At 68.3% G+C, this 12,518-nt stretch carries 10 protein-coding genes; 1 reads left to right on the plus strand and 9 read right to left on the minus strand.

The genetic code is table 11. From position 1 onward, the window contains the following. Position 1 precedes the first annotated feature (1 nt). Together U5N23_RS32330 and U5N23_RS32335 are read right to left on the minus strand one after the other, a co-directional pair. On the minus strand, positions 2-826 hold the full coding sequence (locus U5N23_RS32330; protein WP_322596757.1) for an NUDIX hydrolase: 825 nt from the start codon (positions 824-826) through the stop codon (positions 2-4). Then, complete coding sequence (locus U5N23_RS32335) at positions 823-1,806, minus strand: quinone oxidoreductase (protein ID WP_322596758.1); 984 nt, start codon at positions 1,804-1,806, stop codon at positions 823-825. The genes U5N23_RS32330 and U5N23_RS32335 overlap by 4 nt, the downstream gene beginning before the upstream one ends. Before the next feature lie 93 nt (positions 1,807-1,899). On the opposite strand from U5N23_RS32335, the gene U5N23_RS32340 reads away from it, so the two are divergent. Next, on the plus strand, positions 1,900-2,799 hold the full coding sequence (locus U5N23_RS32340; RefSeq protein WP_322596759.1) for a DMT family transporter: 900 nt from the start codon (positions 1,900-1,902) through the stop codon (positions 2,797-2,799). Between the two features lie 21 nt (positions 2,800-2,820). On the opposite strand, the gene U5N23_RS32345 is transcribed toward U5N23_RS32340, so the two are convergent. The 7 genes from U5N23_RS32345 to U5N23_RS32375 form a co-directional block, all read right to left on the minus strand. Then, positions 2,821-5,484, minus strand: coding sequence for an EAL domain-containing protein (locus tag U5N23_RS32345; RefSeq protein WP_322596760.1), 2,664 nt, complete (start codon positions 5,482-5,484; stop codon positions 2,821-2,823). Continuing rightward, positions 5,481-6,587 carry a TRAP transporter substrate-binding protein gene (locus tag U5N23_RS32350; protein WP_322596761.1) on the minus strand — a complete coding sequence of 369 codons (1,107 nt, stop codon included), beginning with the start codon at positions 6,585-6,587 and terminating at the stop codon, positions 5,481-5,483. Before U5N23_RS32350 ends, U5N23_RS32345 begins: the two co-directional genes overlap by 4 nt. A 243-nt stretch (positions 6,588-6,830) precedes the next feature. Beyond that, positions 6,831-7,634, minus strand: coding sequence for an SDR family oxidoreductase (locus U5N23_RS32355; protein WP_322596762.1), 804 nt, complete (start codon positions 7,632-7,634; stop codon positions 6,831-6,833). Positions 7,635-7,879: 245 nt separating this feature from the next. Further along, complete coding sequence (locus tag U5N23_RS32360) at positions 7,880-8,752, minus strand: DMT family transporter (RefSeq protein WP_322596887.1); 873 nt, start codon at positions 8,750-8,752, stop codon at positions 7,880-7,882. Positions 8,753-8,972: 220 nt separating this feature from the next. Further along, entirely contained in the window at positions 8,973-10,271 is a 1,299-nt protein-coding gene (locus U5N23_RS32365) for a DUF3422 domain-containing protein (RefSeq protein WP_322596763.1), read from the minus strand. Positions 10,272-10,400: 129 nt separating this feature from the next. Continuing rightward, positions 10,401-11,912, minus strand: coding sequence for a tripartite tricarboxylate transporter permease (locus tag U5N23_RS32370; protein ID WP_322596764.1), 1,512 nt, complete (start codon positions 11,910-11,912; stop codon positions 10,401-10,403). An 18-nt stretch (positions 11,913-11,930) separates the two neighbouring features. Further along, on the minus strand, positions 11,931-12,419 hold the full coding sequence (locus U5N23_RS32375; protein WP_322596765.1) for a tripartite tricarboxylate transporter TctB family protein: 489 nt from the start codon (positions 12,417-12,419) through the stop codon (positions 11,931-11,933). Between the last annotated feature and the right edge of the window lie 99 nt (positions 12,420-12,518).

Genomic DNA, 12,518 nt, shown 5'->3' on the forward strand with positions numbered 1-12,518 from the left:
GCTACGCGCCAGCGGTGGTGGAATCGAGGTAGGCGCCGACCACCAGCCCGGCCTCCTGCGTGAACTCGCTGCGGGCCACCCGCCGCTGCACTTCATCCAGGCCGAGCAGTTCGAAGCGCTCCACCTCGCCATCCTGGTTGGCGGGCTCCATGCCCCCTGGAACCGTGGCGCGGAACCAGTCGATGCGCTCGACCATGTAGCCGATGCCGCCGCCCTCGCGGCTGGGGCGCGAGAACAGCACATGGCCGCCATGCGCGACATCGGCCAGATCCGCCGTAGCGAGGCCCGCTTCTTCCCAGGTCTCGCGCGCGAGGGCCTGGTCGAGCGTATCCACGGCCGCGACCATGCCGCCCATCAGCGTGTCCCACATGCCCGGGTTGTTGGGCTTGCTGCGCGAGCGCAGCTGCACCCACATGCGCCCGTCGGGCGCCAGGCCCACCAGGTGCACGGCGCGCGTGGCAATGCCCAGCACCCGCACGGCGCCACGCTCCACCGTGGCGATCACCTCGCCCTGGGCGTTGGGCACCGCCAGTTGCTCGTTGCGCCACGGGCCGCACTGGCCCCGGGCGCGCAGCGCGGCGGCGATGGCATTGAGGCCTGCGGTAGCCAGGCCGGCTGGTACGCCAAGGTGCCAGCCGTCTGCCGCCCTGTGCAGGCGATGGCCGGCCTCCAGGGCCGGCGCCACCGCCTCCAGCACGCCGTCGGCCACCGAGCCCACCACCTGCCCTGCCACCTGCAGCGGCAGCCGGGCCTGTGCCGGCGGTTGCCGGGCAGCAACCCGGGCTGCCGCCAGCCACCCGGCAAAGGTCTGCGCGGGCGCGCTCACAGCGTGAGGATGGTGCAACCGGTGGTCTTGCGGCCTTCGAGGTCGCGGTGTGCCTGCTGCACCTCGGCCAGCGGGTAGCGCTGGTCGATGTGGATCTTCACCTGGCCGCTGGCCACCACCGCGTACAGGTCGTCGGCCATGGCCTGCGTGCTCTCGCGGGTGGCGATGTGGGTGAACAGCGTCTGGCGCGTGACGTACAGCGAGCCCTTGGCGCCGAGCGAGCCCGGAGCGAACGGCGGCACGGGGCCCGAGGCATTGCCGAAGCTGGCCATGAGGCCGAAGGGGCGCAGGCATTCGAGCGACTTGTCCCAGGTGTCCTTGCCCACCGAGTCGTACACCACCTTCACGCCCTGGCCACCGGTGATCTCCTTGACGCGCGCCGCAAAGTCCTCGGTGTTGTAGTTGATGGCATGGGCCGCGCCATTGGCCAGCGCCAATTGGCACTTGGCATCGGTGCCGGCGGTGCCGATGAGCTGCAGGCCCAGGGCCTGGGCCCACTGGCTGGCGATCAGGCCCACACCGCCGGCGGCGGCGTGGAACAGCACATGGTCGCCGGCCACGAGGCCCTGTACCGGCAGCGTCTTCTTGAGCAGGTACTGCGCCGTGAGGCCCTTGAGCATCATGGCGGCACCGGTTTCGAAGCTGATGGCATCGGGCAGCTTGCACACGCACTTGGCAGGCATCACGCGCTGCTCGCAGTAGCTGCCGGGCGGCTGGCTGGCGTAGGCGGCGCGGTCGCCCACCTTCAGGTGCGTGACGCCCTCGCCCACGGCCTCGACGACACCGGCGGCTTCCATGCCGATGGTGGCGGGCATGTTCAGGGGGTACAGGCCCGTGCGGTGGTACACGTCGATGTAGTTCAGGCCGATGGCATGGTGGCGGATGCGGATCTCGCCCGGGCCGGGCTCGCCCACGGTGACATCGGCGAGGTGGAGTTCTTCGGGGCCGCCATGCTGGCGGATCTGGACGGCGAGGCTCATGGGATCGGTCTCCTTGTGCGTGTGCGACAAAACGGCGGCCATCCTGCCATGAATCTGCAAGTCTTGCCCGCCGCAGGCAGATACAGTCACGGCATGACGCAAAGACTCTCGCCCGGCACCGCGGCGCTGCTGGTGGTACCGCCGCTGCTGTGGGCCGGCAATGCCGTGGTCGGCCGCCTGGTGCACGAACTGATCCCGCCCCTCACCCTGAACTTCATCCGCTGGGTGCTGGCCTTTTTCATTTTGCTGCCGCTGGCGCATGGCGTGCTGCGCCGGGACAGCCCGCTGTGGCCGCACTGGCGCCGCTATGCGCTGCTGGGCCTGCTCGGCGTGGGCCTGTACAACGCGCTGCAGTACATGGCGCTGCAAACGTCCACGCCCATCAACGCCACCCTGGTCGGGTCGAGCATGCCGGTCTGGATGCTGGCCGTGGGCGCGCTGTTCTTCGGCGCGCCGGTCACGCGCCGCCAGGTGGCGGGGGCGTTTTTGTCCATGTGCGGGGTGCTGCTGGTGCTCAGCCGTGGGGAGTGGGGCCAGCTGCTGGCCCTGCGCCTGGTGCTGGGCGACCTGTTCATGGTGCTGGCCACCATCTCCTGGGCGTTCTACAGCTGGATGCTCTCGGGCACGCGCGAGCCGGCCACCATCCGCGGCGACTGGGCCGCCTTCCTGATGGCGCAGATGGTCTTCGGCCTGGCCTGGTCGGGCTCGTTCGCGGGCCTGGAGTGGGCCAGCGGGCGCACGCACATCGAATGGGGCTGGCCCCTGGTTGCCGCGCTGGCCTTCATCGCCGTGGGGCCTGCGGTGCTGGCCTACCGCTTCTGGGGCGTGGGGGTGCAGCGTGCCGGGCCGGCGCTGGCGAGCTTCTTCGTGAACCTCACGCCGCTGTTCGCAGCCCTGCTGTCGGCGGCCTTCCTGGGCGACACGCCGCAGCTGTTCCACGGCGTGGCCTTCGCGCTGATCGTCGGTGGAATCGTCGTATCGTCGCGGCGCTGACAACCTGGGCACCGCCAGAGGTCAAGCGGTGAGCGCGGTGCTGTTGGCACCCAGCAGGCTTTCGAGGTCGGCCACCGGCACGGGGCGGCCCATCAGGTAGCCCTGGAAGAACTGGCAGCCGTGCAAGGCCAGGAAGTCCTTCTGCGCCTGGGTCTCGACGCCTTCGGCGATCACATCGAGCTCGAGGTTGCGCGCCATGCCGATGATGGTCTGCACGATCACGTCGTCGGTGTGCTTGACGCCCAGGTTGCGCACGAAGGACTGGTCGATCTTGAGCTGGTCCAGCGGCAGGCGTGTGAGGTAGGCCAGCGAGGAATAGCCGGTGCCGAAATCGTCCACCGAGAAGCGCACGCCCTTGGTCTTGAGCAGGCCCATCTTGGCGATGGTGTCGTCCACGTTGTCGAGCACCAGGGACTCGGTGAGTTCAAGCTTGAGCAGGTGCGGCCGGGCCCCGGTCTCGCGCAGCACCTCGACCACCCGGGCCACGAAATCGCGCTGGCGGAACTGCCGCGCACTGACGTTGACCGACAGCTGCACATGCCGGTAGCGCGCATCGCCCTGCCAGGCGGCCAGCTGCTCGCAGGCCGTGCGCAGCACCCAGTGGCCCATGGGCACGATGAGCTCGCTCTCCTCGGCCACGCCGATGAAGTGGCCCGGCCCGATCAGGCCGCGCTCGGGGTGGTGCCAGCGGATCAGCGCCTCGGCCCCGACGATGCGGCCGTCCAGGTGGAACTGGGGCTGGTAGTGCAGCACGAACTGGCGCCCGGTCAGGGCCGCCTGCAGGTCGCTCTCGAGCTGTGCGCGCTGGCTGATGGCGATCTGCATCTGCGGGTCGAAGAAACACAGCGCATTGCGGCCCTGGGACTTGACCTGGTACATGGCGATGTCGGCCTGCTTGAGCAGGTCCACCGAGGGCTGCATGGCACCGCCCATCAGCGTGGCGCCGATGCTGGGGGTGCTGTGGTAGGTGTGGGTCCCGAGCGTGTAGGGCTGGTTGAGCTTGCGCAGGATCTTCTGGCCCACCCGGCGCGCATAGGCGGCGGCCTCGCTGCTGTGCTCCGACAGGTCGCTGAGCATCACCACGAATTCGTCGCCGCCCAGGCGGGCCACCGTGTCCTCGCGCCGCACGCAGGTCTTCAGGCGCTGTGCCACCTGGCGCAGCAGCAGGTCACCGACCTCGTGGCCCAGCGTGTCGTTGAGCGTCTTGAAGTGGTCCAGGTCCAGGAACAGCAGCGCGCCGTGCTGGCCGCTGCGCACACTGGCGGCCGTGGCCTGCTGCATGCGGTCCATCAGCAGGCGCCTGTTGGGCAGGTTGGTGAGGGGGTCGAAGAAGGCCAGGCTCTCGATCTCGGCGCTGGCCTGGCGCAGCTCGGTCACGTCGTGGTAGGTGATGACCAGCCCCGATTCCGGGGTCACCCGCTCGGTGATCTGGATCACGCGGCCATCGGGCAGGGACTGCTCGTGCGGCCCCTGGGGCTGCAGCTGCAGCGCCAGGCGGTGCTCTATCCACAGGGCACGCTCCGAGTCGGAGGCATGCGGCAGGTGGTGCCGTGCCTTTTCTTCGAGCACCTTGCGGAACGGCACCTGGGGCGCCAGGATGGGCTGGAGCCAGGGAAAGATCTCCTCGAAGCGCCGGTTCCATTGCACCACGCGCTGCGCGCCGTCGAGCAGCACGAAACCACTGACCATGGATTCGAGGGCCTGGTCCAGCGTCGCCTTGCTCTGGGCAATGGCCAGGCGGGCCTGCACCATGCGGTCGATGTAGCGCAGCGCGAAAACGCCTGCCGCCAGGATCATGGCCAGGAAGGCCAGCGCGGTGAGGGCCACGGCATTGCGCTCGGTGCGCCAGGACGCCAGGGCATCGCTCTGCGGAATGCTGGCCGAGATGCGCAGGTCCTGGTACAGGATGGGGCGGTACACCACCAGCGCGACCTCGCCGCTCAGGCGTGCAGGGGCGCGCCAGTTCGGACCGCTGTCGTCCAGGGTATCGAGCGGCGGTGACAGGGTGTGGGTGACGACGTCCTCGCGGCCAGGCACGCTCAGCAGCATCTGCCCGCCCGCGCGCTCCAGCGTGACCTGCAGGCCGCTGATGTCCACGCCCTGCACCAGCACCGAGCTGAGCGAGGCGACGGGCAGCTCGGCCAGAGCCACCACGCGCGAGCTGTCGGCCAGCTTGAGGTGGCGCGCAAAATACAGCACCCGTTCGGCGCTGGCGAAGCTCACCACGGGCTGGCTGACCATGAGGGTGGAAACCGGCTGGCGCAGCACGTCGTCCAGAAAGCCGGAGGGCAGGTCCAGCGCCAGCCGGCTGCCTGCGGCGTCGGAGGATGCGATCACCTTGCCCTGGGCGTCGACCAGGGCCACATAGCGCACCATGAGGTTCTGGCGCGCCGAGCTGCGCAGGCGCTGGCTGGCGCTGTCGGAGTCGATCCACTCCACCATGGCGGCCGACAGCCCCAGCAGCTCGTCCATGCTGGCCAGCAGCACGTCCACCGACAGCAGCGAGCGGTTGAGCGCCGCCTCGGCCCCGGCCACGAAGCGCGTGGCCTGCGTGGCGCTGTCGGCCAGCGCCACCTGGCGCGCATTCCAGACCAGCGTGGCCGCTACCAGGGCCACCGACGCGAGGAAGAAGGCAACCGCCCCCGAGACGTAGATCTTGATGCGCGCTGGCGAGGATGGGTTCATTTGCCAGGCGCCGCGGCCAGGCCGCGCACGGGCCCGATGGTTCGGTTCCAGATATCCGCACAGCGCGGGCCGCAGCGCTGCACCCAGCGCGGCAGCACCGTGGAGGCCAGTATCTCGCGGCGGCTCTTCTCGTCCTGCTCCGAGACCGGCACGACGACCATGCTGCCCTTGCGCCCGCCGGTGCAGTTGGCGGCCCCGCGGTTGCAGGCCAGGCCATCGGCGGTCTCGCGCTCGGCTTCCTCCCAGATCGCGGCCTCCAGCCGGGGCAGCTCGCGGCGCAGCAGCGCCCGCAGATCGGGCGGCAGGGCCTCCCAGGCGGCCTGGTTGGCGGCAAACACGGCCAGGCCCCAGGTCACCGGCAATGCGTGCAGGTGCGAGGTCATGGTGTGCAGGCCCAGGGTGTTGCCCGACATGGTGCCGGTGATGGCGCACTCGGTGTTGCCCGCAGACAGGCTGGTCACGATCTGCGCAAAGCCCGTGAGCACGGGAATGCCGCCCAGCGCCCCGACGAAATCGGCCTGGCTGGACGAGGAGACGCGGATGCGCCGGCCCGACAGGTCGGCCAGGTTGCGCAGGGGCTTCTTGCAGAAGACCACCTGGGCCGGGTAGACGTAGATGGCCAGCGCCTCGACCCCGTGCTGGTCGCGCAGGGCCTTTTCCAGATAGGGACGAAACGCGGCCACGGTGGTCTTGAGCGTGGCGATGTCGGGGTTGAGCCCCGCGAGGTCGGGCGCCGTGTACTCCGGGTACTGGGCCGAAAAGGAACTCATGAGCGTGGTGCCGAAGGGCACCACGCCGAGCTGCAGCAGGCGCAGCATCTCGCCACCGGGCACGCCAGCGCGGTCGAAGGGCACGATCTCGGCCTCGAACTTGCCGCCGCTCAGGCGCGCCAGGTCCTTGCTCCAGAAGGGCTCTTCCTGCCGTGTGTACTGGTTGATGCTGGCCAGGCCGCCCACGATGCGCAGCTTGTAGGGGGCCAAGGCCTTGGCGGCAGGCGCCGTCCCGGCCGCCTGCGCCCAGGCAGCACCGCCGCACGCCCACGCGCCCGCAGCCAGCAAGGCCAGCGCGGCGAATCGGCTTGTCAGGACACGGGACAGGTTCATGGCGTTGGGATCTCCGGCCTTACTTTTTCGTCCTAGTTTCCCAAAGTATGGGAAAAATGTGCGCAAAACACAACGGACCTCGTTAGGGCCGTCAGTCCATTGTGCCTTTGCAAACCCCACTGGATACCGGGAAAACACGCGGAAAGGCACCTCCTGCACCACCCAGGGGACTGCGCTTTCCACGCCCCTTGATGGATCAAGGGGTCGCCTGGCCCTGCACAGGGCACCCGTGCCGGACTGCCCTCAGAACGTGCCCTGGTAGGCGCCCCCGTCCGCCAGCACGTTCTGCCCCGTCATGTAGCCGGCCTGCACGCTGCACAGGAAGGCGCAGATGGCGCCGAACTCTTCGGCCGTGCCATAGCGACCGGCCGGAATCTGGGCCTGTTGCAGCTTGCGGAATTCTTCCACGCTGGTGCCGGACTTGGCCGCCGCAGTGCCGATGGTGGTGGCCAGCCGGTCGGTATCGAACTTGCCCGGCAGCAGGTTGTTGATGGTCACGCCGCCTGCGGCCAGCTTGCTGCGTGCGACACCGGCCACGAAGCCCGTGAGCCCGCTGCGCGCGCCATTGGACAGGCCCAGGATGTCGATGGGCGCCTTCACGGCACTGGAGGTGATGTTGACGATGCGGCCAAAGCCGCGCTGTGCCATGCCGTCCACCGTGGCCTTGATGAGTTCGATGGGGGTCAGCATGTTGGCATCCACGGCCTTGATCCAGGCGTCGCGGTCCCAGGTGCGGAAGTCGCCCGGCGGCGGCCCGCCGGCATTCGTGACCACGATGTCGAAGTCCTGTCCGGGGCCACCGGCCGCCGACAGCACGGCGGCGCGGCCCTCGGGCGTGGTGATGTCGGCTGCCACCGCCAGGACCTGCACCTTGCCGGCCGCACCCTGCGCCTGCAGGCGCGACGCTGCCTGAGCCAGCCCATCGGCATTGCGCGCATTGATGACGACGTGCACGCCCTCGTTCACCAGCGCCTGGGCGCAGCCGAAGCCCAGGCCCTTGCTCGCACCACACACCAACGCCCACTTGCCTGCAATACCCAGATCCATGTCCAACTCCGTGATTCATCGGGAAGTGCACACCGCACCCCCTTTCGCCAAATCATAAGTGGACTTGGACGGCCCTGCCCACAGCGGGGCACTGCCCCGGCCCTCAGGCGGACTAGGAGCGTGCACGACAGAAGGAGCAACGGCTGCAACGCCCGACAAACCGGTCTCGCCGAGTATCACCTCCGGCGCCCAGGGGTCCTCGGTTTTCGAGCGTTTCGCTTCGATGCCTTCTCCCGCGCACGCTCCTAGCGGGCCGGGCGGGTGAAGACGAAGATGCCCGCGACCACCAGCGCCGTGCCGCAGGCCACCCACACCGTGAAGGGCTCCCCCAGGATCCAGATGCCCATGAGGATGGTGGACAAGGGCCCCACCATGCCGATCTGCGCGGCCATGCCGGCGCCGATGCGCTCGATGGCCATCATCACCATGAGCACCGGCACCGCCGTGCACAGCGTGGCATTGAGCACCGACAGCCAGATCACCTCGGGGGCGACCACGGCCGCCGAGAGCGGCCGCAGCACCACGAACTGAAGCAGGCAGCACAGGCAGGCCACGGTGGTGGCCAGGCCCACCAGCCGCAGCGAGCCGATGCGCTGGACCATCTCGCCGCTGTAGACCAGGTAGATGGCATAGCTCACCGCACTCAGGAACACCAGCAGCGCGCCCAGGGCGACGTTGCTGCCCTGCAGGTTGGCCTCGTGGCCGAAGACCAGCACCACGCCGCAGTAGCTCACGAACATGCCCAGGGCCTGGCCCCAGCGGATGCCCCGGCGGTACAGCACCCAGCCGAGCATCATCACCAGCGTGGGGTTGAGGTACAGGATCAGGCGCTCCAGGCTGGCACTGATGTGGGCCAGTCCGGCAAAGTCGAGAAAGCTGGCCAGGTAGTAGCCGGTGATGCCCAAGCCGGCAATGCCCAGCCAGTCCTTGCGCGACAGCGGCGGCTTGCCCCGGCTGGCCCACCAGCCCATGGCGGCAAAGATGGGCAGCGCGAACAGCATGCGGTACATGATCAGCGTGACCGCATCCACCCCGTGGCGGTAGGCCAGCTTGACGATGATGGCCTTGCCGCTGAAGGCGATCGAACCGAACAGCGCCAGCAGCAGGCCCGGTGCGATGTGCCTGCTGGCGGCTTGGGCGTGCGCAGCGGACTGCGGTGGCTGGGACGGTGGGGGCTTGGGCAAGCAATGCTTTCTGAGGTCAATGGCACGGCAGGCGCCGTGGGCCCCTCCTGCATCGTGTGCATGCCTATGAGTTTGGCACGGTATCCCGCACGGCGCCATCGGGCCTGCGCGCGGGCGGCCCCGCCATCGGCGATGGCCGTGCAGCGCCTGCCGCTCAGTGGCGGTTGCGGAACAGCCGGTGGTGCAGCCGCCGCAGCGACCACCACACGCCCACGGCCACCAGCGGGATCGCCACGGCCGCCGTGGTCTCGGCCGACAGGGGCCAGCCGAGCTTCTGCGCGCCCTTGGCCAGGTAGCTCACCAGGCCGACGATGTAGTAGGTGATGGCCGCCACCGAGAGGCCCTCCACCGTGGACTGCATCTTCAGCTGCAGGTCCTGGCGGTGGTTCATGGTGGCCAGCAGGGCCTGGCTGCTTTGCTGCTGCTCGATCTCCACGCGCGTGCGCAGCAGGTTGCTCATGCGCGAGACGCGCTGCGACAGCGCGTCCTGGCGCCGGGCCGCCCACTCGCAGGTGCTGCGGGCGGGGGTCAGGCGCCGGTCCATGAACTCGCGGATGGTCTGCATGCCCGCCAGGCGCGACTCGGCCACGTCCTGTATGCGCTTGTCCAGCAGCTCGAAGTAGGCGCTGCTGGCCGAAAACCGCGAGTGCGTGGCCGCGTACTGGCTTTCCACCTGCCCGGCCAGCCGGGTCAGGCGGTCGAGCAGTGCGGGCTCGGCGTCGCGGTTGGCCGTGCGGATGGCGTCGGCCAGTTCGGCCAACTCACGCTCGGCAAAGGCCAGCACGCTGGCGGCCTCGCGTGCCGCGGGCAGGCCCAGCAGCGCGGCCATGCGGTAGGTCTCGATCTCCAGCAGGCGCTGCACCAGCCGGCCCAGGCGGCGCGGCGTCATGCCGCCGGCCAGTAGCACCATGCGCGAGAAGCCGTCGGCATGGATGGCGAAGTCGGTGTACACCTCGCCATGGCCATCGGCCACGGTGGAGGCGACCAGCGTGTCCTCGTGCAGCACATGCTTGACCAGCGAGCCCGAACCGAAGGTGTGCGTAGGCAGCACCCACAGGTTCAGGCTGCACAGGCACTGACCGGGCAGGGCCGCCAGCCATTCCTGCGGCACAGCCTCGGTGGCACCCACCGGGTCGCGGTCGCCGAAGGCATCGACCTGCGCCGGCACCATGAAGGTCCAGGTGACGAACTCCGTGTGCATTTCCCAGCGCATGCGAAACGCCCCCAGGTCCATGCGCAGGTGGGTGGTGTGCGCATCGGGCAAGGCCAGGTGGTGGTTGCGCAACAGCGCGGCCACGTGAGACCGGCTGGCCTCGCGCCCGGCGGTGTCCGCCAGCATCACGATGTGGGCAATGGCCAGCGGCGCCGCCATGGCTTCGGGCGGGCGGGCATGGATCTCGTTGTGCAGCAGGGTCCGGTGCGGGTGCTGTGCAAGGCTGGTGGGGGGTGGCATGCGCGGCTCTGGGAAGGTTGCACGCCATTGTGTACCGCACCATCGCAGGCCCGGCACCGCCGACTCGCCAAAAAACAACGGCGCCCGAAGGCGCCGTTGCATGGGAGGGGGCCGGGGCCCACCGGAAAATCAGTCCTCGACGAAGGCTTCTTCGCGCTTGCTCTTCACAGCAGGCAGCAGCACGATCACCAGCAGCAGGGCGGCCGCCGCCAGCAGGCCGGCCGACAGCGGACGCGTGACGAACACGCTCCAGTCGCCACGCGACAGCAACAGCGCACGGCGCAGGTTCTCTTCCATCATCGGGCCCAGGATGAAGCCCAGCAGCAGCGGCGCGGGTTCGGTGCCCAGCTTGTGGAAGATGTAGCCCACCAGGCCGAACAGGCCCACCATCCAGATGTCCCAGGTGTTGTTGTTGGTCGAGTACACGCCGACTGCGCAGAACAGCACGATCGAGGGGTACAGCCAGCGGTAGGGCACCGTCAGCAGCTTGATCCAGATGCCGATCAGCGGCAGGTTCAGGATCACCAGCATCGCATTGCCGATCCACATCGAGGCGATCAGGCCCCAGAACAGCTCGGGGTTGCTCGTCATCACCTGGGGACCAGGCTGGATGTTGTGGATGGTCATGGCACCGACCATCAGCGCCATCACGGCGTTGGGGGGAATACCCAGCGTCAGCAGCGGGATGAAGGAGGTCTGCGAACCGGCATTGTTGGCCGCCTCGGGCGCGGCCACACCGCGGATGTTGCCCTGGCCGAAGGGTACTTCGCCGGGGTGCAGCTTGGTCTTCTTCTCGATCGTATAGGCCGCAAAAGCCGACAGCAATGCACCGCCGCCTGGAAGAATACCCAGTGCGGAGCCAAGGGCCGTACCGCGCAGCACAGCAGGGATCATGCGCTTGAAGTCTTGCTTGGTCGGGAAAAGGCCGTGGACCTCGGCGGTGAACACCTCACGGTCTTCGTCGGGACGCGAGAGGTTGGCGATGATTTCGCCGTAACCGAACACGCCCATGGCGATGGTCACGAAGCCGATACCGTCGGTCAGCTCAGGGATGTCGAAGCTGAAGCGGGCCACGCCCGAGTTCACGTCGGTACCCACCAGGCCCATCAGCAGGCCCAGCACGATCATGGCCACGGCCTTGAGCAGCGAACCCGAGGCCAGCACCACGGCGCCGATCAGGCCCAGCACCATCAGCGAGAAGTATTCGGCAGGGCCGAACTTGAAGGCCACTTCGGTCAGCGGAGGCGCGAAGGCCGCCAGGATCAGCGTACCCACGCAGCCGGCGAAGAACGAACCCAGCCCGGCCGCCGCAAGCGCCGGCCCCGCACGGCCCTTGCGCGCCATCTGGTAGCCGTCGATCACGGTCACCACCGAGGACGATTCGCCCGGCAGGTTGACCAGAATGGCGGTGGTGGAACCACCGTACTGTGCGCCGTAGTAGATACCGGCCAGCATGATCAGCGCGGCCACGGGAGGCAGCGCGTAGGTGGCGGGCAGCAGCATGGCGATGGTGGCCACGGGGCCGATGCCCGGCAGCACGCCGATCAGCGTGCCCAAAAGGCAGCCGATGAAGCAATAGATGAGGTTCTGAAACGTGAAGGCGACGCCGAAGCCGAGCGCCAGGTTGTCAAACAGGTCCATGGTGTGGATGCTCCTGGCTTAGCCGGAAATAAAACTGGGCCACACCGGGAACTGAAGCTTCAGCGCCCAGACGAATGCCACGTAGCTGCCAACGGCCAGCACGGTCGCGAGAATGAACACATCGCGCGCCTTGAACTCGTTGCCGGCCAGACTGGAGATGAAGGTCAGCGCATAGATGCCGACGATCAGGCCCATCGCCGGAACACCCAGGCTGGGCAGGCCGCCCAGCAGGATACCGAAGGAGAAGTTGGCCGCCAGGATGAAGAACAGCGGCTTCCAGGCCCACTTGCCGATCTTGTCACCGTCCACGGTTTCGACGGTGGTGGCCTTGAAGGTCATCACTGCGCCGATGATGGCCAGCAAGATACCAAGCAGCAGGGGGAAATAGCCAGGGCCCATGCGGGCCCCGTTGCCGACGTTGTACGTGGTGGCACCCCACGCAAACGCGACCCCGACACCCATGAACATGAGGCCGGAAAAAAAGTCTTTCTGACTTTTGATTTGCACGATTTGTCTCCTATGCGGATTTCACAACCGTGCGATTGTGCTGGCAACAGGAGGCTTGCCGGATGTGGATTCCACCTACACCCGGTAACACTCGGGACT

It is taken from the genome of Acidovorax sp., assembly GCF_034519795.1.
Taxonomy (GTDB): Bacteria; Pseudomonadota; Gammaproteobacteria; order Burkholderiales; family Burkholderiaceae_C; genus Acidovorax.